This window comes from Pantoea sp. USHLN256, assembly GCF_037149875.1.
In the GTDB taxonomy this organism is placed as follows: domain Bacteria; phylum Pseudomonadota; class Gammaproteobacteria; order Enterobacterales; family Enterobacteriaceae; genus Pantoea; species Pantoea nemavictus.
In genome coordinates, this window is the sequence record NZ_JBBCQO010000004.1 from 174,171 (window position 1) to 197,981 (window position 23,811).

Genomic DNA, 23,811 nt, shown 5'->3' on the forward strand with positions numbered 1-23,811 from the left:
ACGTTAACAGTCCGGTTTTTTGTTTTATAGCGTTGGACCGCGCGTGGGCGATCGATCCAGCAACTCGACGCTACCGTCTTCATTCTGCTGTTCCAGAATCACGTCAAAGCCCCACAAACGATGCACATGCTTCAGGACCTCTTTGCGGCTTTTATCGAGCGGCGCCCGCTGTTGCGGCACATAACGCAGCGTCAATGAGCGATCGCCACGTAAGTCGACATTATAAACCTGAATGTTCGGTTCCAGATTGCTCAGATTATATTGTGCCGACAGCTGCTGCCGAATGGCGCGATAACCCGCTTCGTCATGAATGGCCGCAATTTCGAGGAAATTGTTGCGGTCATCGTCCATCACCGTAAATAACCGGAAATCACGCATCACTTTTGGCGACAGGAACTGGCTGATGAAGCTTTCGTCCTTGAACTCACGCATGGCAAAATGCATGGTTTTCAGCCAGTCGGAACCGGCAATGTCAGGGAACCAGTAGCGGTCTTCTTCGGTAGGTGTTTGACAGATGCGCTTGATGTCCTGGAACATCGCAAAGCCCAGCGCATACGGGTTGATGCCGTTATACCACTGACTGTTATAGGGCGGCTGATACACCACGTTAGTGTGGCTATGCAGAAACTCCATCATAAAGCGTTCCGACACTTTGCCCTCGTCATACAGATGATTAAGGATGGTGTAGTGCCAGAATGTCGCCCAGCCTTCGTTCATCACCTGCGTCTGTTTTTGCGGATAAAAATACTGGCTGACCTTACGCACAATACGCAGCACTTCACGTTGCCACGACTCCAGCAGCGGCGCATTTTTCTCCATGAAATAGAGCAGGTTCTCCTGTGGCTCAGAGGGATAGCGCGATGCCTGGATGTGCACCGATTCCTTCTCTTTACGCGGCAGCGTGCGCCAAAGCGTATTTACCTGGCTCTGCAGATACTCTTCGCGGCTCTGCTGACGGGCCTTCTCTTCCTGCAGCGAAATTTTTTGCGGACGTTTATAGCGATCAACGCCGTAATTCATCAACGCGTGGCAGGAATCGAGCAGGCGCTCAACTTCCTCGACGCCATAGCGCTCTTCGCAATCGGTGATGTAATTTCTGGCGAATAACAGGTAATCAACAATCGAACTGGCATCGGTCCAACTGCGGAACAGATAGTTATTTTTAAAGAAAGAGTTGTGGCCATAACAGGCGTGCGCCATCACCAGCGCCTGCATGGTCATGGTGTTCTCTTCCATCAAATAGGCGATACACGGATTGGAATTAATCACGATCTCATAAGCCAGGCCTTGCTGACCGTGCTTATAGCGTTGTTCGGTTTCGATGAATTTCTTGCCAAACGACCAGTGTGCATAGTTGATCGGCATACCCACGCTGGAGTACGCATCCATCATCTGTTCGGAGGTGATCACTTCGATTTGGTGCGGATAGGTTTCCAGTCCGTAGCTTTTCGCTACGCGGTCAATTTCCGCCAGATAATCATCCAGCAGTTCGAAGGTCCAGTCTGGGCCGTCACTGAGTCGTTTACTGTTGCGGGTCGGCTCGTCAAAGATTGTCGTCATAGCGCACCTCTGTTTTGCAAGCGGCAGGGATCACCTGTCACGATCGTTTAAGGCCTCATCCTGAGTAAAGATGGCCCAATAAAACTGAGCGAACACTTCAATGATAGTCCACTGTCGCCTATCCGAAACTGAATCTCAATTGAATTCTTTTGGCAGAAAATCATTCAAAAAGCGTCAGTTAAGCGGATACTTATGGTAAGTGTTGGTTTTATTTCAAATGTCAGGATAATATTCTGTTTATAAGTGCATTGTATGACTGCGGCGCTTTCTCCTGAAAAAAGGTAAAACCCCTACCTGACGCATAATAAATGGCTGATTAAGCGATTAAAGGCATAAAAAATCCTGATTTTTGATGTGATGCATGATTTCAGTGTGCAGTTAGGTGAAAAACATGTGAAATATGGCGGTCGAATGTAAGATTTGATGGGTGGTGAAATTATCCTGCCCTGGGCTTGGTTAATAGTTAATTATTCTTTTGCTGCGACGAGGGGCTTATGCGCGTAGTAATTCTTGGTAGTGGTGTGGTTGGGGTAGCAAGCGCATGGTATCTGGCACAGGCTGGGCATGAGGTGACGGTCATCGATCGTCAACCCGCAGCGGCGCTGGAAACCAGCGCCGGTAATGCCGGACAGATCTCGCCGGGCTACGCTGCGCCCTGGGCGGCGCCGGGCGTTCCGCTCAAAGCTGTCAAATGGATGTTTCAACGTCACGCGCCGCTGGCGGTGCGTTTGGACGGCAGCAAGTTCCAGCTGGCATGGATGTGGAATATGTTGCGTAACTGCGACATGCAGCACTATCAAGAGAATAAAAGCCGCATGGTACGCATTGCGGAGTACAGCCGCGACTGCCTGAAAACGCTGCGTGCCAGCACCGGTATTGCTTACGAAGGTCGGCAGGGCGGAACGCTGCAACTTTTTCGTACTCAGCAGCAGTTTGCCAGTGCCAGCAAAGATATTGCGGTGCTGCGTGATGCTGGCGTGCCTTATGAGTTACTCGAGGCGCATCAACTGAAAAATGTCGAACCGGCATTAGCGGCGACCGCCCACAAGCTTACCGGCGGTTTACGCTTGCCCAACGATGAAACCGGCGATTGCCAGCTGTTCACCCAACGACTGGCAGAGATGGCGGCGGCGGCGGGCGTCACTTTCCGCTACAACACATCGGTCGACCAACTGCTGCGCGAGGGCAACCGCATTTACGGCGTGAAGTGTGGCGAGGAAGTGATTAAAGCCGATGCTTACGTAGTGGCGTTTGGTTCCTACTCCACGGCGTTACTGAAAGATATCCTGGCGATCCCGGTGTACCCGCTGAAAGGCTATTCGTTAACCATTCCGATTAAAAATGCTGATGCTGCACCGGTTTCCACCATCCTTGATGAAACCTACAAAGTGGCGGTGACGCGCTTTGACGATCGCATCCGCGTGGGCGGCATGGCAGAAATTGTTGGTTTTAACACCAAACTGTTGCCGGCACGACGCGAAACGCTGGAGATGGTCGTCCGCGATCTTTATCCTGAAGGCGGATATGTCGAACGGGCCACGTTCTGGACCGGCTTGCGTCCGATGACGCCAGACGGTACGCCGATTGTGGGGCGCACGCCGCTCTCAAATCTCTATCTCAATACCGGTCACGGTACGCTGGGATGGACGATGGCTTGTGGTTCCGGTCAGCTGTTGGCCGATTTAATTTCCGGTCAGAAACCGGCGATTGCCGCAGATGATTTGTCAGTGCTGCGCTACCTGCCGGGTTTTGAGCCACATGCGTCGCCATTGCGTAACGCCAACGCGGCGCGTTGAAACCTCAGGGAGAGTACAAGCATGTCACGTCCAACCGGTGCCACCATCAGTCGCCAGGCACTGCGTCATAATCTGGCCACTGTGCGTCAGGCGGCTCCTCACTCGCACGTCTGGTCAGTGGTGAAAGCCAATGCGTATGGCCACGGCGTGGCCCGCGTGTGGCAAAGCCTCGCCGAAACTGATGGTTTTGCGCTGCTGAATATGGAAGAGGCGATTTTGCTGCGTGAGCAGGGATGGAAAAAACCGATCCTGCTGCTGGAGGGCTTCTTCCATGCCGACGATTTAGTGCTGATCGATCGCTATCGTCTCACCACCAGCGTACACAGTAACTGGCAGATTCAGGCGCTCGCCAAGGCACATCTGTCGGCACCAATCGATGTCTACCTGAAAATTAACAGCGGCATGAATCGCTTAGGTTTTCGGCCTGAACTGGCGCAGGCGGCGTGGCAAAAACTGCGCGCATTGCCTAACGTCGGTGAAATGACGCTGATGGCGCACTTTGCCGATGCCGAAAACCCGCAAGGCATCATTGAGCCGATGAAGCGCGTTGAGCAGGCAGCGGAAGGGCTCGATTGTCCACGCTCCTTGTCGAATTCTGCTGCCACGCTGTGGCATCCGGAAGCGCATTTTGACTGGGTGCGTCCTGGCATCATCCTGTATGGCGCATCGCCGAGCGGTGACTGGCAGGATATCGCCAGCACCGGATTGCAGCCAGTGATGACACTCCACAGCGAGATCATTGGTGTACAGCAATTGAATGCCGGTGATGGTGTCGGTTACGGCTATCGCTATCATGCTGGTGCAGCGCAGCGTATTGGTATTGTTGCCTGTGGTTACGCCGACGGCTATCCACGTCATGCACCCACCGGAACGCCGGTCAGCGTTGATGGCGTGCGCACACAAACGCTGGGCGCGATATCCATGGATATGATGATGATCGATCTGGAACCCTGCCCGCAGGCCGGAATTGGTTCGAAGGTTGAGCTATGGGGGAATCAGGTGAAGATTGATGAAGTGGCAAAAGCTGCCGGAACGGTGGGCTACGAGCTGATGTGTGCGCTTGCGCCACGCGTTCCGGTTGAGGTTATTTAAGCGCGGTCACGCTGCCGTGCATCTTCTTGCTGCAGCGCCAGGCGATCAGAGCCAGCGCTGCACCTGTCAACATCATTAACGCCAGCGATGATTTCTCTGCAACGGGCAGTGCCACGATTGCCATGCTGCCACCTGCGCCACACGCCATCTGAATAAAACCTTGCAGGGCCGCGGCAACACCCGCTTGCTGCTGATAGGGCTCCAGCGCGTAGCTGGTGGCCGGCCCCACCGTAAACGCCAATCCTGCTACAGAAACCGCTACCGGAATCATGTATAGCGCCCAATGGTTTTGCCATGCCGCGGGTAGCAGCGTGGTGCCCATCATCAGCAGAATCGCGCCAATCAGCATCGTGGCAAAGCCCATCGCCAGGCAGAACGGACGTCCGGCTTTGCGAATCGTTTTATTCACGAAGGCGCTCACCAGCATGATCCAGAAGCCGTTGGCACCAAATGCGAAGGAGAACTGCAGCGGCGTGAGGCCACCTTCGGTCATCAGCACGTGCGGCGCTAACGAAACATACGTCAGCACCATGCCCAGCGCGCCCGCATTGGCAAATGCGAAGGCGAGGAAGCGCGGTTCACGCGCGATCGCAGCATACTGCGCTAGCGGTAAACCTTTGACGCGCAGCGTGTCCGCAGGACGCGTTTCCGGCAGCCACAGCAGTACGATCAAACCGATAACCAGCGCATAACCGCACAGGAACCAGAACGGCATACGCCAGCCGTAGGCTTCAGCCAGAATCCCGCCCAGTAGCGGTGCCAGCGCTGGCACGATATTCAGTGCGCCGTTGAGAAAGCCATAGGCGCGCGCGGCATCTTCGCCACTGAGGCGATCGCGCACGCCGCTGAATGCCACCACCGCGGTGCAGCACACGGCACAGCCCTGAATGATACGTGCGAGGAAGAACACCGGCCAAAGCGTCGCAGTGGCAGCAATCGCGCTGCCGATGATATAGAGTCCCAGGCCGATCAGCGCGATCGGTTTACGGCCAAAGTTATCCACCAACGGTCCGGTGACCAGCTGACCAATGCCCATCACTAACAAAAACAGCGGAATGGTGATCTGGATAAGACTCACCGGGCTGTTCAGTCCATCGGCGATTTGCGGCAGAGTAGGGAGGTAAAGATCAATACCAAGCGGCGCCAGCAGCACCAGGCTTAGCAGAATTAAGGTGAATTTTTGCATTACGAACCGAACGACCTGTTAAACAAGCGGGAAGGGTAATGACTCTGCGGGGAAAAAGAAAGGGATAAAAAAATGCGATGCCTGCCAACGTGCACAGGCACCGCGTCGAGGGTATTAGTAAGCGCCGTCGCGACGTACCACGACACCTGCGGTTTTAAACAGAATGGCGATGTCCGTCCACAGCGCCCAGTTCTTCACGTACCAGGAGTCGAAGTAAACGCGCGTATCGTAGTCGATGTCGTTACGGCCGCTAACCTGCCACAGACCGGTCATGCCCGGCTTGGCCATCAGGTAGTAATCAACATCGCCGGCATAGCGCTCCAGTTCCGCTTCAATCACCGGACGTGGACCCACCAGGCTCATTTCGCCGCGAATCACGTTCCACAGCTGTGGCAACTCATCAAGGCTGGTTTTACGCAGGAAGTTACCAATTTTGGTGACGCGCGGGTCGTTTTTCAGTTTGAAATCACGATCCCACTCGGCACGTGCCTCCTCGCTGGTCGCCAGCAGGTTTTGCAGCGCTTCCTGCGAGTTGGTGACCATTGAGCGGAACTTCAGGCACTTGAACTTCACGCCATCTTGTCCCACGCGTTCATGGCCATAAATCGCATTGCCACCATCGCGTTTCACCATCGCACACAGCAGACCAAACACCGGTCCGAGGAACAGCAGCAGTAGCGAGGCCACCACGATGTCGAAAGTACGTTTCAGGAAGCGGGAAGAGCGTTTCGCCAGGTTATTGCTCACGCGCAAGATCATCACTTCATGACTGAAGATAAATGACATGTCGGTGCCATACAGCGGCACACCACGCAGCGTAGGGATCACGGAAATCGAACGGCACTTCATTTTGGACAGGAACTTCAGCCATTTATCGCGCACCACTTGCTGCTCAAACTCGGTGGCGACGATAAATTGCGTGTTGTCACGGTCCATGGTCTGCCAGTTAATATCTTTCCAGGTAATTACCGGCACGCCATTCACTTTTTCATGCTGTTGGTCATCATCCAGCGAGATAAAGGCCTGCACGTTATAACCCAGGATCTCTTCACTTTGCAGCGCCGCATAAGCTTCCATCGCATTTTTGCCGGAACCAATGATGATGGTTTCCTTCTGCCATTGGCCCGCGCGGTTGATTGCGCGTTTCACTACCGCGCGCATCAACGGCAGCAGCAGCAGGGCGTAGGTCCAGCTAAATACCCAAACCATGCGCGAGAAGTCCCATTTCGAGAAGGCAATCAGCGCCAGATCGAGCAGAGAGAAGACGAACAGCGTCTTGATGACTTCTTTCAATTCAAACCAAAACGGCTTGCGGTAAGTGTAGTGACGCATGCGTACCCAGAACCAGGCGGTACAAAGCACCGAAAGGCCTAATTGGGCAATAAACCGGTATTCAATCTGCTGTGGCGGAATAAAGGTATCCAGTTCGCCCCAAATACCTTGAACGGTAGCGGCAGATAAAAACAATGCCAGATTTAACGCAATTAAATCCGATAAGCTAAGTGCGACTTTTGCGATGAGATTTTTGCGCAGTCCGCTCCACGAGCGGGTTGCGCTATTCATTATCAAAGTACTTGCCATAAAACCTGCTCTCTTTTCTTAAGTAAAAGATGGCCTGACCAGAATCAAGTACGCGCTCAGGAGTGGTCCGCTGAAAAGCAGAAAAAATAATATTTTCAGCGAGATATAAGTCAGTGCTGCCATAAGCGCTGCAAGGAAAGGACCGTTTGAGACGTGATGCACGTCACGAAAAGCTGCAGCAACGTTTAAGAGTATGCAGGAGTTATTTGACAGAGTTAATATGGAAATAGTCTGAAAAGGAAATAAATGACTAAAGAAATAATTGGCTAATTATTTGAAATATAAGGTTAAAAGTAAAATAAACTGCAATATGACGCTTCATTTTAAGACAACTTTTCGGAATGACCGCCATTGGCTCAATGGCGGTGAGAAACAATCAGGCAGGTTTTTTTAGGACCCACAGGTCCTGCTGTTTGTCATAATGTCCGATTTGCAGATCGACCGCCTCGCCATCAATCCACGCCGGTACACTGGTTTCCACATCCCAGCCGTCGAGTTGGTCACTCAGGCCGGGATTGGTGTGGCAGGGAATACTCACAGTATCGACATTGTCAGTATTGAACTCTGCATCAACAATTTCATAACGACCAATCTTCACCACGTGTCCCATAACATTCTCCCGTATTTGCTGGGTTGAGTAGTGAGCATAGTCGTTCACACGCCTTTTACGAGCGGTAAAGACTCGGATTATTCCTTGTCTTCACTCACGCGCACGCCAATTTTCACGATTTGATTGTCCTCTTTTTCGGCTACTGTCCAGGTGAGTTGATTCCATTCCACCTGATCGCCGACCACCGGCGTGCTGCCTAACAGGCTCATCACCAGCTGACCCAGCGATTGCTGATCGTTGGTCTGCTCATCCAGTTCCAGCCCGTAAATTTGGGCGACATCGCGTAGGCGCGCCTCAGCATCAAGAATAAAGTCGCCGAAGAAGCGCTGATCGAGCGATACCGGAGGCGACTGGCTGAACATCTTGCCTAACGCCGGCAAATCGCGCTCGCGGCCGATGACGCACAGTACATCGCCTTCTTTAAGACGCGTATTGCCGTTCGGATGCATCAACGCGTTATCGCGGAACAGCGCGGCGATGCGGGTTTCACGCGGCATCTGTAAATCGCGCAGCGCGGCGCCGACGCACCACTTATCGGCGCTCAGTTGATAGATGAACTGCTCCCACGGATTTTCCGGATGGATATCCAGCCCAACGCGACTGATTGGCGAGGCGGTCGGCGGCACCACCACTTTGGCGCGTTTGGCGGCATAACCGAGCGAGGTGCCTTGCAGCATCAGCGAAACCAGTACCACAAAGAACGCGATATTAAAGTAGAGCTTGGCGTTTTCCAGCCCAGCCATCATCGGGAAAACGGCGAGGATGATCGGCACCGCGCCACGCAGGCCGACCCAACTAATAAAGATTCGTTCGCGCCCGGTGAAGCCTTTAAAAGGTAACAGGCCAACGAGGATGGAAAGCGGGCGAGCCACCAAAATCAACCATAGTGACAGAATCATCGCTGGCACCGCGATGTGCCAAAGATCGGACGGCGTTACCAGCAATCCCAGCACGATGAACATGCCGATTTGGCTCAGCCATGCCATGCCGTCAAAGGTTTGCAGGATGCCGTGGCGGTTACGAATGGGGCTATTACCCAACAGGAAACCGCAGAGATAGACCGCCAGGATGCCGCTGCCTTCCATTACTGTGGTGAGGGCAAATACGATGATGCCGCCGCTTACTGCCAGCAGCGGATACAAACCCTGCGCAAGGTTAATGCGGTTAATCAGCTGCTGTAGCGCCCAGCCGCCGCCGAGGCCTAACACAATGCCCAGACCAAACTGCTGAACCAGATGAACCACGAACATCCAGCTTAATCCAGACTGGCCTTGCTGAATCATGTCGATCAGCGTGATGGTAAGAAACACCGCCATGGGATCGTTACTGCCGGATTCGATCTCCAGCGTTGAGCTAACACGTTCATTCAGGCCTTTATCGCCCAGCAGTGAAAACACCGCCGCGGCATCGGTGGAACCGATAATCGCGCCAATCAGAAAGCCCTGCATCAGGTCGAGTTTAAATAACCAGGCTGCAGCGACGCCGGTTAATCCGGCGGTGATCATTACGCCGACTGTCGCCAGCGATAGCGCTGGACCGAGCGCCACTTTCAGTGAGGACGCTTTAGTCCGCATGCCGCCATCCAGCAGGATAATGGCTAACGCGAGGTTAGAGACCAGATAGGCAACCGGATAGTTATCGAACGCGATGCCGCCAATGCCGTCAATGCCGGCCAACATGCCGAGAGCAAGGAAGATCACCAGAATAGGAATGCCAAGGCGGGATGAAAAGGAACTGAGCAAAATACTTGCTGCTACCAGCACGGACCCAATAATGAACAAACTGTAAATCATGCTGGCATTCAACGGCATTCTCCTGCGGCGGGAACAAAAAAGACAAACTGCGGGGGATTCACACAGACAAGGTGAAAAGATAATGCCTTATCAATAGCTTGTCAGCGCTTAATTGCACATTTTTTCATTCTGTGGGGCCGTATCCCATATACGGCTACATTTGTATGAAAATTCAACAGGAATTGGCAAGGATTGAGGTTTGCTGCTGATAAGAAAAAGCCGGTCAGTGACCGGCTTATACATTCAGGCTTCAGCCGCCTGTTTGTGGAAAAGCTCTCTAAATACCGGATAGATATCTTCTGGCTCACGAATATGCTGGATTGCAAAGTTATCAAACATCGCCTGCAGGTGTTCATACTCGCGCCACAAGGTCTGGTGGGCGCGGCGCGTAATTTCAATGTAGCTGTAATAACGCACAACCGGCAGAATATGCTTGGCTAAAATCTCGTGACAGAGTGGGGAATCATCGGCCCAGTTGTCACCGTCTGAGGCTTGCGCCGCATAAATGTTCCACTGCGCCGGGTCATATCGCTCTTTTACCACTTCATCCATCAGCTTGAGGGCACTGGATACAATAGTGCCGCCCGTTTCCTGCGAGTAGAAGAACTCCTGTTCATCAACTTCTTTCGCCTGGGTGTGATGGCGAATGTAAACCACATCAACGTTCTTATAGGTGCGGCTCAGGAACAGATACAGCAGGATATAGAAGCGCTTCGCCATATCTTTAGTGGCTTGATCCATCGAACCTGACACGTCCATCAAACAGAACATCACGGCCTGGCTGGACGGTTCTGGCCGCTTCTCGAAGTTTTTGTAGCGCAGATCAAAGGTATCGATAAACGGCACACGCTCAATGCGCGCGCGCAACTCAGCGATCTCTTTACGTAGGCGTTCTTCTTCCAGCAACTGGGCTGGTTCACTGTTTTCTACTTCCGTCAGCGTCGCTTCCAGCTCGTTTAGCATGCGGCGTTTACCCGCCGTCATCGCTGTACGACGCGCCAGCGAGTTCTGTAGCGAACGCACCACGCTGATGTTAGCCGGCGTACCGTTTGAGGTGTAGCCAGCGCGATGGGTTTTGTACTCGTTTAACTGACGATGCTGATTCTTACGCAGGTTCGGCAACGCCAAATCTTCGAACAGCAGATCGAGATATTCATCTTTTGAGATCTGGAAGACGAATTCATCCTGACCATCACCGTCCTGGCTTGCATTCCCCTGGCCGCTGCCACCGCCGCTGCCGCCACCTTGTGGGCGCTCAATGCGGTCGTTTTGTACGAAGTGATCGTTCCCGGGGTGAACGCGATGGCGATTACCGCCGCGGCCCTGGTGGAAACTCGGCTCATTGATATCGTCAATTGGAATCGAGACCGATTCGCCGCTCTCGACATCGGTCACCGAACGCTTATTGATGGCCTCGGAGATCGACTGCTTGATTTGCGACTTATAACGGCGCAGAAAGCGCTGCCGATTGACGGCGCTTTTATTCTTACCGTTGAGACGCCGATCGATAAAATAGGCCATAAAACTCCCCCAAGCTGCATTGTAAGCTTAGGCCGGGATCACCCGGCCTCCTGTTGCAGCACTCAAGCGCTGCGTCGCTTACAGGTAACGATTATGACGACTTACGCACGCGCAGATACCACTCACACAGCAGGCGTACTTGCTTGCGGGTATAGCCTTTTTCCATCATGCGATCGACAAAATCGTCGTGTTTTTTCTGCTCGTCCGTTGAGGTTTTGGTATTGAACGAAATGACTGGCAGCAACTCTTCGGTGTTGGAGAACATTTTCTTCTCGATGACCGTGCGCAGTTTTTCGTAGCTGGTCCAGTTCGGGTTGCGACCGCTGTTTTGCGCACGTGCTCGCAGCACAAAGTTCACAATCTCGTTGCGGAAATCTTTTGGGTTACTGATCCCGGCAGGTTTCTCGATCTTTTCCAGTTCGGCGTTCAGCGATTCACGGTCAAACAGTTGTCCGGTGTCGGGATCACGATATTCCTGATCCTGAATCCAGAAATCGGCATAGGTGACGTAGCGATCAAAGATGTTCTGCCCGTATTCAGAGTATGACTCCAGATACGCGGTTTGAATCTCTTTACCAATGAACTCTGCGTATTTCGGAATCAGATAGCCTTTAAGATGCTCCAGATACTTCTCGGCTTGATCCTGTGGGAACTGCTCACGTTCGATTTGCTGCTCCAGCACGTAAAACAGATGTACCGGGTTGGCCGCCACTTCAGCATGATCAAAGTTAAACACGCGCGACAGAATTTTGAAGGCGAAGCGAGTGGAGAGGCCGTTCATACCTTCATCAACGCCGGCGTAATCATGATACTCCTGCCAGGATTTCGCTTTTGGATCGGTATCTTTCAGGCTCTCACCATCATAGACGCGCATTTTCGAGTAAATGCTGGAGTTTTCCGGCTCTTTCAGGCGTGACAGAATGGAGAACCTGGCCAATGTTTCTAACGTACCCGGTGCACATGGCGCGGTGGTCAATTCACTGTGATCCAACAGTTTGTTGTAAATCTTGATCTCTTCGGAAACGCGTAAGCAATAAGGCACTTTGACAATGTAGACACGGTCAAGGAACGCCTCATTATTCTTGTTGTTCCGGAAGGTGACCCATTCTGATTCATTGGAGTGCGCCAGAATGATACCGTTAAACGGCAGGGCAGAGATGCCTTCGGTACCGTTGTAGTTACCTTCTTGTGTCGCGGTCAGCAGGGGATGAAGCACTTTAATAGGTGCTTTGAACATCTCAACGAACTCCATCACACCTTGGTTAGCACGGCACAATGCACCGGAGTAGCCATAAGCATCAGGATCGTTTTGCGCATGGTTTTCCAGTTTACGGATATCCACTTTACCGACCAGCGCGGAGATATCCTGGTTGTTCTCATCGCCTGGTTCTGTTTTGGCAATGGCAACCTGTTCAAGAATCGATGGCCACACCTTAACGACTTTGAAGCGGGTAATATCGCCGCCAAACTCATGCAGGCGTTTTGCCGCCCACGGCGACATGATGGTGCCGAGGTAACGCCGCGGCACGCCATACTCTTTTTCCAGAATATTGGCGTCTTCCTGCGGGTTAAACAGACAGAGTGGATGATCGTTTACCGGGCTGCGCTCGCCGTCGGCGCTCAGCACATAAATAGGAACGCGCTGCATCAGTGCTTTGAGGCGTTCAGCCAGCGAAGATTTACCGCCGCCCACTGGACCCAGTAAATAGAGAATTTGTTTCTTCTCTTCTAAACCCTGCGCGGCATGTTTCAGGTAAGAGACGATTTGCTCAATCGCCTCCTCCATACCGTAAAACTCTTCAAAGGCAGGGTAGCGTCCCATGACGCGGTTGGAGAAAATTCTGGAAAGGCGTGGCTCTTGCGCAGTGTCAACCATCACCGGCTCACCGATGGCCATTAATAGTCGCTCGGCAGCGTTGGCGTATGCACTGCGATCCTGTTTACAGATGGCGAGGAATTCCTGCAATGTGAACTCTTCGTCCTTGGCAGCTTCATAACGCTGACGATAGTGATCGAATATATTCATAGCGATGCCCGTCCTTTCGTTTTTAGCACAGGTAAAGGAGCGTAATAAAATTGTCTAGCTGCTCCCGGAAGATATTCTTTAATGAGTACAGCAACCCTTATGCCAACCTGACGTTTTTTTATCGGGATACACAATTCTTTTGGTTACTCTGCTCGTACAAAAAGTCTCGTCTTACATTTAACTGTAGAAGGCATTCAGAAAACCTGCTGCCACTTTTCTCCTTATTCAGCGATATATCAATAACAAAGTCTCATAAGCACTGAGGCTTTCAACCTAAGCAGGTAGGGCAACCAGGCGCCTCAGATAATTCTGTTGCGCGGTTGCGAGAGCATCATTAAACGTTAACCGATGGCAAAAATTTGGTTAGACTCTACGTGTGATTGTTATATTAATGGACTGAACAAATTGTGAACCAATTCAAACTTAAAGCGCTTGCTGTTGCTATTCCTTGTTATTTTGCGGCGTTCGGCACTCATGCAGAACCCTTATCTCTCGGTGCTTCGGTCATTTATGCACAGTCACCTTATCGTGGTGGTCAAGACCGTTACCTGCCGATCCCAGTGATTAATTACGAAGGTGAAAATTTCTGGTTCCGCAGCCTGCAGGGTGGCTATTACCTGTGGAAAGACCCACAGAATCAGCTGTCGCTGACTGTGCTGGGATCGCCACAAAAGTACGATCCTAAAGATAACGATTTGGGTGATATGAAGGGGCTGGATAAGCGCCGTATGACGCTGATGGCGGGTGCCAGCTATCGTCATGTCGCCGACTGGGGCATTGTGCGCACCTCATTGCTTGGCGATGTGCTTAATAACAGCAATGGCATGCTCTGGGATATCACTTATTTATATCGCTTTGATTTCGGTGCGTTCAGCCTGACACCGGGTATTGGCGCGCTGTGGAACAGTGCCAATCAGAACCGCTACTATTATGGTGTTTCTTCACATGAAAGCGCGCGTACCGGTATTTCTGAATACCACCCAGATGATAGCTGGTCGCCGTATGTCGAGATGAATGCCAGCTATAAAATCAGTGACAGCTGGAACGCCAGTTTGTCAGGACGCTATACGCGTTTTGACAGCGAAATTAAAGACAGTCCAATGGTCGATAAAGATGGCCAGTTCACACTCTGGACTGGCGTAAGTTATAGCTTCTAAAAACTAAAATTAACGCCTCGTATTGAGGCGTTTTTTTTACATTGCACGTTTTGCGAGCCCCAATTTAGCGCAGCCGGAGGAGTAATGAAGACCATTAAATTTTACGGTGAATCTGCCTTACCCGCTATCGGCCAGGGCACCTGGTATATGGGCGAAAACGCCGCGCAGCGCGGTCTGGAAGTGGCGGCATTACAGGCCGGGCTCGACCACGGCTTAAAAGTCATTGATACCGCCGAAATGTATGCCGAAGGTGGTGCGGAAGACGTTGTTGGAGAAGCGCTGCGTGGACGTCGCGATCAAGCCTGGCTAGTGTCCAAAGTCTACCCCTGGAACGCCGGTGAAGTTGACGCGTTTGAGGCCTGCGAGCGCAGTTTGCGCCGCCTGCAAACCGATTATCTGGATCTGTATCTTCTCCACTGGCGCGGCAATGTGCCTTTAGAAGAGACCATTCGCGCGATGCAGTCTTTACAGCAGCAGGGCAAAATCCGCCACTGGGGCGTATCGAATTTTGACCATGACGATATGCTTGAACTGTGGAATGAGCCAGGCGGCACTGCCTGTGTAACCAACCAGGTGCTCTACCATTTGGCCTCACGTGGCATTGAGTATGATTTGTTGCCGCTGTGTCAGCAACGCGAGGTGCCAATCATGGCTTATTGCCCTCTGGCGCAAGCCGGCCGACTGCGTCAGGCATTATTTGAAGATGGGCAATTGCAGCAGATTGCACAACAGAAGGGCATCAGCGTAGCGCAGGTTATGCTGGCCTGGGTGATCCTTCAGAAAGGGGTTTTAGCCATTCCTAAAGCCAGCAGTGTAGCCCACGTACAGCAGAATGCCGCGGCGTTAACCATCGATTTAACTCACGAAGAGCTCGCCATAATTGATCGCGCATTCCCTGCGCCGCAGCATAAAACCGCACTGGATGTGGTTTAGCGGCGCTAACGCGCCGCATCATCTTATTTGTTAACGACGCGAATCGTGGTGCCGAGGCGAGCAGGTGATTCGCCAGCGCTCTTAAGCGGCTTATTAATACGCGCGGTTTCGACGCAAACCATGGTTTTATAGCCTTCATTGGGCATATCGCCCATGCTACAAGACAATTCAGGCCCTGGGTTCCACGTGACAACGTCACTTTGATAGTGATGGTAGACTTCGATCTGGCGTCTGCCGCCTCTGTCATGAATGACGCTACAATCATCAGCAGCGGTGTGGATACGATCCACACGGTTCGGGTAAGTCTGTTTACCCTCCGATGCGCCAATGGCATTATCGTTAACCTTATCGATATAGCTATTGCCTAAACCACTGACTTCAACTTGTGCGATATCGGCAATATGGAAATAGCTGTGGAGCGCTGCCGTGGCTTCATAATCGCCGTAGGCTTCAAGCTCGATTTCACAATGCTCAGCGATACGGAAACGGGCAAGTAAGGTGAAATCATGCGGCCACAGCTTTTTAGTTTGTGCATTGCTTTCCAGTGTAAAGGTGAGCAATACCGCATCTTCGTTTTCATCGTGAGCAGTTAGCGTCCAGGGCATATTGCGTGCAAAACCGTGCGCTGGTTCGCCCGCCGGGCCAAACCATGGCCAGCAAATTGGCACGCCACCGCGAATGGCTTTACCGCTAGTGAATGGCGTCTTTTCACTGAGCCAAATCACCGGCTGTTGTCCGCTGGGCTGCCATGACAGAAGGTGGGCGCCCTGTAACGCAATTGCGGCGCGCACTTTAGGATGGCTGATTACCACGATCGGTAAATCACCTTGCTGCCGTTGTGACAGATAAGGGGTGATTTGATTGACTACCGGCAGGGTATAAAGCGTATCTTGCATGGTCAGACCTTCTCATTATTCAGTCGAAAAAAAGGGGCGACCGAAGTCACCCCTTGTCTGTTTCACAGATTAGCTTACTTAGAAGCTACCAGTGCAATCAGGTCCAGAACTTTGTGTGAGTAACCGGTTTCGTTATCGTACCAGGAAACCAGTTTCACGAAGTTGTCGTTCAGAGCGATACCTGCTTTAGCATCGAATACTGAAGTCAGGGTTTCGCCGTTGAAGTCGGTAGAAACGACGTCGTCTTCGATATAGCCCAGCACGCCTTTCATTTTGCCTTCTGACTCAGCTTTGATCACTGCACAAATTTCTTTGTAAGTGGCTGGTTTTTCCAGGCGAACAGTCAGGTCAACAACAGAAACGTTCGGAGTAGGAACGCGGAACGCCATACCAGTCAGTTTGCCATTCAGTTCTGGCAGTACAACGCCAACTGCTTTAGCTGCACCGGTAGAAGATGGGATGATGTTCTGAGCTGCGCCGCGGCCGCCGCGCCAGTCTTTGTGAGACGGGCCATCAACGGTTTTCTGAGTTGCTGTGGTAGCGTGTACAGTGGTCATCAGGCCTTCAACAATACCGAAGTTGTCGTTGATGACTTTAGCCAGTGGTGCCAGGCAGTTAGTGGTGCAAGACGCGTTAGAAACGATGTCCTGGCCAGCATACTTGTCAAAGTTAGCGCCACGAACAAACATTGGGGTGCTGTCTTTAGATGGACCAGTCAGAACCACTTTCTTCGCGCCAGCAGTGATGTGTTTACGTGCAGTTTCGTCGGTCAGGAAGATACCGGTCGCTTCAGCAACAACGTCAACACCCACTTCGTCCCATTTCAGGTTAGCCGGGTCTTTCTCAGCGGTAACACGGATTTTCTTACCGTTAACAATCAGTGCACCGTCTTTCACTTCTACAGTGCCGTCAAAACGACCGTGAGTAGAGTCATACTTCAGCATGTAAGCCATGTAATCGGCGTCCAGCAGATCGTTGATCGCGACGATTTCGATGTCAGAACGCTGCTGCGCAGCACGGAAAACGATGCGACCGATACGGCCAAAACCGTTGATACCTACTTTGATAGTCATATATTCCACCAGCTATTTGTTAGTGAATAAAAGGTTGGCTGTAAAATTACAAAAACCTTACCAGGCGTCAAGCGGAATCGTGTCAATTGTTGCGACAGGTCAATTCCAACGCCAGGAATAATTCGTTGCGCAATCGCTTACGCAGCACCCTTATTGCGCGCCTATGTTACGCCGAATGCGGGCTGAAAAGGGATGACTTTTACAAAGGGTGATCACCATCACAAAATCGAGCTATGGCAGAAGGGTCGGATGCGTTAGCACGAAATAAGACCCGATAGATGTTGTACGTTTGTTAGAATACTAGTCGATTTTTTCAGAATGACACTCCGGAACTCAATATGGCTAAAGACACCGCACCCGACGCAAAAATCGCACAGCTTTCAGAAATGCAGCGCTATGTCACTCAGCATCGTGGAACGGAGCCCCCTTTCTCGGGCGCCTTGCTGCACAACAAACAGGACGGTATCTACCACTGCTTAGTCTGTAACTCACCCCTGTTTCTGTCTGAAACGAAATATGATTCAGGTTGCGGCTGGCCAAGCTTCTATCAACCCTTCAATGACGACGCGATCCGTTATCTGGAAGATGATTCACACGGTATGCATCGGGTGGAAATTCGTTGTGGCAACTGTGATGCCCATCTTGGCCATGTTTTCCCGGACGGCCCACAACCGAGCGGCGAGCGCTACTGTGTGAACTCCGCTTCGCTGAACTTCACTGATGAGCAGGGCAATCAGCAAGAGGGCTAAGTATGAAACAGGAACTGGAAGCGATGCTGGCGGCAATGACGCCGGAAGTGTATGAGCGATTGTCTACCGCAGTTGAAACCGGTAAATGGCCGGATGGCGTCGCCCTGACGCAAGAGCAGAAGGATAATTGCCTGCAGCTGGTCATGTTGTGGCAGGCGCGCCACAATGACGATCCACAGCATATGACCATCAGCAAAGGTGGGGATATGGTGATGAAGTCGAAAAAACAGCTGAAAGAAGAGTTCGGTATCGAGCCCGATGTCACGCGCATCAACCTGCACTAAAAGCAAAAGGGCTGGTTGCTGCCAGCCCTCATTTTCAGATTAATACCGCGCCTTGCGCTGCCATCTGTGCGAACGCAATGTCGCTATCATCCGGATTCAGGTTCACGCCGCGGCAGCCCTCTTTGACGACCTCAACGTTATAGCCCAGTTCTAACGCATCCAGCACGCTGTACTTGACGCAGTAATCGGTCGCAATGCCCAACATCACTAAATCGCTGATACCACGCTCGCGCAGCCAGCTATCGAGTTCAGTTTTACGGCGGTGGCCATTATCAAAGAAGGCACTGTAGCTATCCACCTCGACATCGCCGCCCTTATGGAACACGGCATCGATCAAAGATCGATCGAGGTCAGGGTGGAAATCCGCACCGACAGAGTTTTCAATACCATGATCGGGCCACCAAATCTGCGCTAAACCGTTTAATTCACCCAAAGTGTAAACCGGTTCGCCGGAGATTGAGGCGAAGCTGCCGTGATTGGCGGGATGCCAGTCCTGCAAAGCCACCACGCACTCGCCGCGCTCGTGAAACTCACGCGCGTAACGGTTGGCCACGGCCACCGTTTGGTCGCCATCACGTACCGCCATTGGGCCGCCGGGGCAAAAGTCGTTCTGAATATCGATAATTATCAATGCCCGCTTCATTACTTTCGCTCCGTATCAATCTTCGGTCAGTTCGCCGCGTAAATTTTGCTGCATTTTGGCACGAATTTCCGTGCTGGTAAGGTCCTGACTCAATAAAAAGTGCAGTTTTGTTAATGTTGCCTCAACGGTAAGATCAAAACCGCTGATCACGCCGGCGTGTTCCAGGGCATTTCCCGTAGCATAGCCGCCCATATTCACCTTGCCGGACATACACTGCGTTAGGTTAACCACAACAATGCCGCGATCGCTGGCTTGCTGTAGCTCCGAGAGGAACTCGGCATTCTGCGGCGCATTACCCACGCCATAAGATCGCAGAATCAATGCCTTTACCGGTTGACGCAGGAAGTTACGCACTACGTCAGCGGAAATACCCGGATAGATCGTCACGACGCCAATGGGCTGCGGCGTAATCGGATGCACAATCAGCGCGCCTTTACCTTGTGGTGCCGGCGGAGTATTCAGCCGACGAATGTGAATTCCAGCTTCGAGTAGCGGTGATAGATTCGGGGAAGCGAAGGCATTAAAGCCATCAGCGTGTGCCTTGGTGGTACGATTGCCACGGAATAGCGTGTTGTTGAAGAACAGGGCGACTTCACTGATTGGATAATTCGCTGCGACGTACAGCGAGTTCAGCAGATTTTGCTGTCCATCGGAACGCAGCTCCGCCAGTGGAATTTGCGAACCGGTAACGATGACCGGCTTAGCGAGGTTTTCCAGCATAAATGAGAGCGCCGAAGCGGTGAACGCCATGGTATCGGTGCCATGCAGAATGACAAAACCGTCATAAAGGTCGTAGTTTTGCTGAATATCATTAGCAATCGATTGCCAATCCTGCGGCGTCATGTCCGAGGAGTCCATCAGCGGCTGATATTCATGGATAGTAAAATCGGGCATTTCAGGCCGGTGGAATTCGGGCATGTTTGCCAGCTGCTGCTGTAAATGACCGGAGACCGGAATGTAGCCCTGCGCAGAGCGCTGCATCCCGATGGTGCCGCCTGTGTAGGCTACATAGATATTTTTCTTTTGCATGATGAAACTCAGACTTGCCGTAAAGCGCGCAGTATAAGGGGATTGCGAACGAAAAGCAGCCCGACCAGCGGCCGGGCTGTAAAGATTAGCGTACGTTGCCGCAGTTGAGGCAGAAAGCGTAGCGATTTTGCGGATCGTTGAGATTATTAAGCAAGCCAGGCTGCTGTTTAACCGCGCTCATCACATCAAGCATCGGAGCAGGTAGCCAGACTTTCAACGCTGCGGGCAATACCGCCTGCACCGAAGCGTTCATCTGATTCAGCAATAAATCGAGCATGCCCGGTTCATCCTGATACCAACTCAGTTCCGGTTTCGCGACTTTCGCCAACTCGGCGGCTTTTGCCACGGCGTCGTCAAAGTCTCCCAGCGCATCAATTAAACCATTAGCTTTGGCATCGCTGCCGGTCCAGACGTGGCCTTGTGCAATAGCATTAATTTGCTCAGGCGTTTTATGGCGTGAAGTGGCGACCAAACCGACGAAGTTGCGATAACCATTCTCGATGGTGAGCTGCATCAGCTGTTGTACTTCAGGCGGCAGAGCTTTGGTGGTCGCGACATCCGCCAGTGGTGAAGTCGCGACACCGTCAGTGTGCACGCCAACCGAGCTCAGGCTGTTTTCCACGGTATTAATCACGCCAAAGATACCGATCGAACCGGTAAGCGTGCTCGGTGCCGCCACGATGTAATCGGCAGGTGTGGAAATCCAGTAACCTCCTGAAGCCGCCATACCACCCATGGAAACCACTACCGGTTTGCCGGCATCGTGGGCTGCCGCCAGCTCTTCACGAATCGCTTCTGATGCCGTTACGCTGCCGCCAGGGCTATTAACACGCAGTACAATCGCTTTAATTTTCGGGTCAAGACGCGCATCGCGAATCTGCGATGCAGTGGTATCACCACCGACATTCCCCGCGCTCTCTTCACCGTCCATGATGGCACCGCTAGCGAGGATTACCGCGATGTTCCCATCCTGACTTTGCGGCGGTTGTTTAACGTTATAGTCGTAGATACTTACGCTACGATAATCGTTATTCGCTTTGTCCCAGCCGAACGTTTTGACCAGCTCCTGATCGGCGGCTGCGCGTGTATCAAGCACATCGACTAATTTATTGTTCAGCGCGTATTTTGCCGTATCGCCCTGAACAGCTTGCAGGCCACTAATAATGCCAGCCGCACCAGGGAAGAGCTGATCGGCGGTAATCTGGCGATTGGCTGCAACGGTGTTCAGGTAGTTCTGCCACAGCTGGCCCACCCAACGGCCGTCGGCGTCACGCGCTTCAGGTGACATATCGTCACGCAGGAACGGCTCAACCGCAGATTTATAAGTACCCACGCGGAACACGTGCGAGCTGACTTTCAGCTTATCCAGCAGGCTTTTGTAATACAGGCCGTTAGTCGCGAAACCGTGTAAATCCACCGTGCCTTGTGGCGACAGGTAAACTTTGTTGGCGTAGCTGGCGATGTAGTATTGCGCCTGGCTGTAGCTGTCGCCGACCGCATAAATCGGTTTTCCGGCATCACGGAATTCACGCAGCGCTTTACCGACATATTGCAGCGAAGGTTGATCGCCACCGGCGAAGTCACGTAACTCCAGCACAATACCGGTAATGTTTTTATCGGTTTTCGCCTGGCGAATCGCATCCACCACATCAAACAGTGAGTTCTCCTGCAGGCGATCGCCATTTGCGCCTAATAATTGGCGACTAATACGACTCAGACGATTGCTGACCGAAGGTTTGTCGACCAGCACGCCGCTCAGATCGATTTTCAGCGCGCCTTGCTGAACGGGCTCACTGTTGCTGGAACTGGAAACTTGCATCCAAATCCCAACGCCCGCCAGGATCAATACAATAAGAAATAAATTAAGAATAAATTCCCGAATAAAATTCAGCACCCGCCACGTCCAGCGGAACAGACCGGAAATAATTCGCCACAATGTGCGCATAAACTCTCCATATTCACGTAACAGGGCAGCCAGCACGCGGTCTGCCCCGATGTCGGGTTCATCCTAAAGAGCGGCGTGCGAAATGTCAGCAGGAAATCGCGCCAGACTGTTACAAAAGATCGTGCTGTGCCAGGATTAGCCCACGCTTTTTATTCATGGGAGAAGAATAATGGATGCACTGGACTTATTAGTTAATCGCCGCTCGGCATCGCGTCTGGCAGAACCGGCCCCAGCGGGCGAAGCGCTGCAAAATATTCTGCACGCAGCGTTACGCGCGCCGGATCATGGCACGCTGCAGCCGTGGCGCTTCATCATTATCGAAAATGAAGGGCGCGACCGCTTTGGCAAATTGCTGGAACAAGCCGCACGTGACAGCAATCTTGAGCAGAAAGCCATCGACAAAGCAGCGGCTGCGCCATTTCGCGCGCCAATGATCATCACCGTGGTGGCGCATTGTGAAGAGAACGCCAAAGTACCGCATTGGGAACAGTTGGCTTCTGCCAGTTGCGCGGTGATGGCAATGCAAATGGCCGCCGTGGCACAAGGCTTCAACGGCATCTGGCGCAGCGGTCCCTGGACCGATCATCCATCAGTACGCCAAGCCTTCGGCTGCCGTGAACAGGATGCCATTGTCGGCTTCCTCTATCTGGGCACGCCGCAGTTGAAAGCCAACACTACCGTAGTGGCGCCTGACACGGCGCAGTTTGTCAGTTATTTCTGACAGAAAGCAGCAGGCTTTTGCGGCACGTTAAGCGCTGTTGCAAAGATTGCACAGAGCCTGTGCGAAAGATCGAGGTTAGGTCGTGCAGCACTTACCACCCGCGAACAGCCAGGCTAACATAGCGCTTTCTGATCAGCGCATAAGGACGTCGCCATGAGTGAACCTCTTCGTTTAACGCAATACAGCCATGGCGCTGGATGCGGTTGCAAAATTTCGCCGCAGGTATTGGAAACCATTCTCCGCAGTGAGTTGACTCCGTTCCACGATCCGCAACTGCTGGTGGGGAATGAAACGCGCGATGATGCTGCGGTATACGATCTGGGTAACGGTACGGCAGTGGTTAGCACCACCGATTTCTTTATGCCGATCGTCGACGATCCTTTTACCTTTGGCCGTATCGCCGCCACTAACGCCATTAGCGATATCTACGCAATGGGCGGAAAACCGATCATGGCGATTGCCATTTTAGGCTGGCCGGTGAATGTGCTAAGTCCGGAAGTGGCGCAGCAAGTGGTCGACGGTGGGCGGGCAGCCTGTCAGGCTGCGGGTATTGCGCTGGCTGGCGGCCATTCGATTGATGCGCCTGAGCCAATTTTCGGCCTGGCCGTGACCGGCATTGTTGATGTGGCGCGCGTGAAAAAGAACAGCGCGGCGCAGGCCGGATGTCAGCTGTTTCTCACCAAACCGCTGGGCATCGGCATCCTCACTACCGCTGAGAAAAAAGGCCTGCTGCGGCCTGAACATCAGGCGCTGGCAGCGGATGTGATGTGTCAGCTAAATAGCGCCGGGGCGGAATTTGCCAAACTTGCTGGCGTTAGCGCCATGACTGATGTGACCGGTTTTGGCTTACTGGGTCACCTCAGCGAAATCTGTCACGGTTCTGGATTGCGAGCCGAGGTGAACGCGGCAAATGTACCGCGTTTAGCGGGTGTTGATGATTATATTGCCGCTGGAGCAGTGCCGGGCGGCACCAGCCGTAATTTCGCCAGTTACGGTGCGCATGTTTCACTAATCGATGATGCCACCCGTGCGCTGCTGTGCGATCCGCAAACGTCCGGCGGCCTGCTGGTGGCGGTTCAACCCAGCGCTATCGAGGCGTTCACGCGCTGTGCCGCAGAAGCAGGCGTGCAAGTTGCGTCGATTGGTGAGCTATTTGCCGCCGAATCTGCTCGTCCTTTGATTACCGTAGTTACCTGACGTTAAGGAACGACGCCAT

Annotated in this window: 20 protein-coding genes; 8 read left to right on the forward strand and 12 right to left on the reverse strand. The window is 52.6% G+C overall.

The features are described from left to right. Positions 1-24: 24 nt before the first annotated feature. Positions 25-1,560 (reverse strand): SpoVR family protein, encoded by a 1,536-nt coding sequence (locus WFL93_RS12570; RefSeq protein WP_007889670.1) that lies wholly within the window; start codon positions 1,558-1,560, stop codon positions 25-27. Between the two features lie 494 nt (positions 1,561-2,054). On the opposite strand from WFL93_RS12570, the gene WFL93_RS12575 reads away from it, so the two are divergent. Both WFL93_RS12575 and dadX read left to right on the forward strand, forming a co-directional pair. Beyond that, positions 2,055-3,356 carry a D-amino acid dehydrogenase gene (locus tag WFL93_RS12575; RefSeq protein ID WP_336778268.1) on the forward strand — a complete coding sequence of 434 codons (1,302 nt, stop codon included), beginning with the start codon at positions 2,055-2,057 and terminating at the stop codon, positions 3,354-3,356. 21 nt (positions 3,357-3,377) lie between these two features. Then, positions 3,378-4,448 carry a catabolic alanine racemase DadX gene (gene dadX / locus WFL93_RS12580; RefSeq protein WP_336778269.1) on the forward strand — a complete coding sequence of 357 codons (1,071 nt, stop codon included), beginning with the start codon at positions 3,378-3,380 and terminating at the stop codon, positions 4,446-4,448. Here dadX and WFL93_RS12585 read toward each other — a convergent pair. From WFL93_RS12585 to yeaG, 6 genes are all read right to left on the reverse strand, one after another. Beyond that, positions 4,441-5,634, reverse strand: coding sequence for a multidrug effflux MFS transporter (locus WFL93_RS12585; RefSeq protein ID WP_007889674.1), 1,194 nt, complete (start codon positions 5,632-5,634; stop codon positions 4,441-4,443). The genes dadX and WFL93_RS12585 overlap by 8 nt on opposite strands. A 114-nt stretch (positions 5,635-5,748) precedes the next feature. Next, on the reverse strand, positions 5,749-7,215 hold the full coding sequence (gene wbaP, locus WFL93_RS12590) for an undecaprenyl-phosphate galactose phosphotransferase WbaP (protein ID WP_336778270.1): 1,467 nt from the start codon (positions 7,213-7,215) through the stop codon (positions 5,749-5,751). Between the two features lie 376 nt (positions 7,216-7,591). Continuing rightward, positions 7,592-7,825, reverse strand: a complete 234-nt coding sequence (locus tag WFL93_RS12595) for a DUF1480 family protein (RefSeq protein ID WP_007889678.1) — start codon at positions 7,823-7,825, stop codon at positions 7,592-7,594. 77 nt (positions 7,826-7,902) lie between these two features. After that, positions 7,903-9,630, reverse strand: coding sequence for a potassium/proton antiporter (locus WFL93_RS12600; RefSeq protein ID WP_007889680.1), 1,728 nt, complete (start codon positions 9,628-9,630; stop codon positions 7,903-7,905). A 231-nt stretch (positions 9,631-9,861) separates the two neighbouring features. Next, on the reverse strand, positions 9,862-11,139 hold the full coding sequence (locus WFL93_RS12605) for a YeaH/YhbH family protein (protein WP_007889682.1): 1,278 nt from the start codon (positions 11,137-11,139) through the stop codon (positions 9,862-9,864). A 91-nt stretch (positions 11,140-11,230) separates the two neighbouring features. After that, on the reverse strand, positions 11,231-13,165 hold the full coding sequence (gene yeaG / locus WFL93_RS12610; RefSeq protein ID WP_007889683.1) for a protein kinase YeaG: 1,935 nt from the start codon (positions 13,163-13,165) through the stop codon (positions 11,231-11,233). A gap of 407 nt (positions 13,166-13,572) precedes the next feature. Between yeaG and WFL93_RS12615 the strand changes: the two genes are divergently transcribed. Together WFL93_RS12615 and WFL93_RS12620 are read left to right on the forward strand one after the other, a co-directional pair. Further along, on the forward strand, positions 13,573-14,322 hold the full coding sequence (locus WFL93_RS12615) for a MipA/OmpV family protein (RefSeq protein WP_007889686.1): 750 nt from the start codon (positions 13,573-13,575) through the stop codon (positions 14,320-14,322). Positions 14,323-14,406: 84 nt separating this feature from the next. Further along, on the forward strand, positions 14,407-15,255 hold the full coding sequence (locus WFL93_RS12620) for an aldo/keto reductase (RefSeq protein WP_336778271.1): 849 nt from the start codon (positions 14,407-14,409) through the stop codon (positions 15,253-15,255). Positions 15,256-15,278: 23 nt separating this feature from the next. Here the strand turns inward: WFL93_RS12620 and WFL93_RS12625 are convergent, their stop codons facing one another. Then, the gene (locus WFL93_RS12625) at positions 15,279-16,151 is read right to left on the reverse strand and encodes a D-hexose-6-phosphate mutarotase (RefSeq protein ID WP_336778272.1); all 873 of its coding nucleotides are present in this window, start codon (positions 16,149-16,151) and stop codon (positions 15,279-15,281) included. Between the two features lie 74 nt (positions 16,152-16,225). Then, positions 16,226-17,224, reverse strand: a complete 999-nt coding sequence (gene gapA, locus WFL93_RS12630; protein WP_007889697.1) for a glyceraldehyde-3-phosphate dehydrogenase — start codon at positions 17,222-17,224, stop codon at positions 16,226-16,228. A 338-nt stretch (positions 17,225-17,562) separates the two neighbouring features. On the opposite strand from gapA, the gene msrB reads away from it, so the two are divergent. Continuing rightward, on the forward strand, positions 17,563-17,973 hold the full coding sequence (gene msrB, locus WFL93_RS12635; RefSeq protein WP_007889699.1) for a peptide-methionine (R)-S-oxide reductase MsrB: 411 nt from the start codon (positions 17,563-17,565) through the stop codon (positions 17,971-17,973). A 2-nt stretch (positions 17,974-17,975) separates the two neighbouring features. Beyond that, complete coding sequence (locus WFL93_RS12640; protein WP_007889700.1) at positions 17,976-18,257, forward strand: YeaC family protein; 282 nt, start codon at positions 17,976-17,978, stop codon at positions 18,255-18,257. A gap of 34 nt (positions 18,258-18,291) precedes the next feature. On the opposite strand, the gene pncA is transcribed toward WFL93_RS12640, so the two are convergent. From pncA to sppA, 3 genes are all read right to left on the reverse strand, one after another. Next, positions 18,292-18,900: a bifunctional nicotinamidase/pyrazinamidase gene (gene pncA / locus WFL93_RS12645; protein WP_007889701.1), complete on the reverse strand. Its 609-nt coding sequence runs from the start codon at positions 18,898-18,900 to the stop codon at positions 18,292-18,294. Between the two features lie 15 nt (positions 18,901-18,915). Next, positions 18,916-19,929, reverse strand: a complete 1,014-nt coding sequence (gene ansA, locus WFL93_RS12650; protein WP_336778273.1) for an asparaginase — start codon at positions 19,927-19,929, stop codon at positions 18,916-18,918. Positions 19,930-20,014: 85 nt separating this feature from the next. Continuing rightward, positions 20,015-21,874, reverse strand: coding sequence for a signal peptide peptidase SppA (gene sppA / locus WFL93_RS12655; protein WP_336778274.1), 1,860 nt, complete (start codon positions 21,872-21,874; stop codon positions 20,015-20,017). Between the two features lie 169 nt (positions 21,875-22,043). On the opposite strand from sppA, the gene WFL93_RS12660 reads away from it, so the two are divergent. Next, positions 22,044-22,595, forward strand: coding sequence for an NAD(P)H nitroreductase (locus WFL93_RS12660; protein WP_336778275.1), 552 nt, complete (start codon positions 22,044-22,046; stop codon positions 22,593-22,595). A 153-nt stretch (positions 22,596-22,748) separates the two neighbouring features. Continuing rightward, positions 22,749-23,792 carry a selenide, water dikinase SelD gene (selD, locus tag WFL93_RS12665; RefSeq protein ID WP_336778276.1) on the forward strand — a complete coding sequence of 348 codons (1,044 nt, stop codon included), beginning with the start codon at positions 22,749-22,751 and terminating at the stop codon, positions 23,790-23,792. The last annotated feature ends 19 nt before the right edge of the window (positions 23,793-23,811 follow it).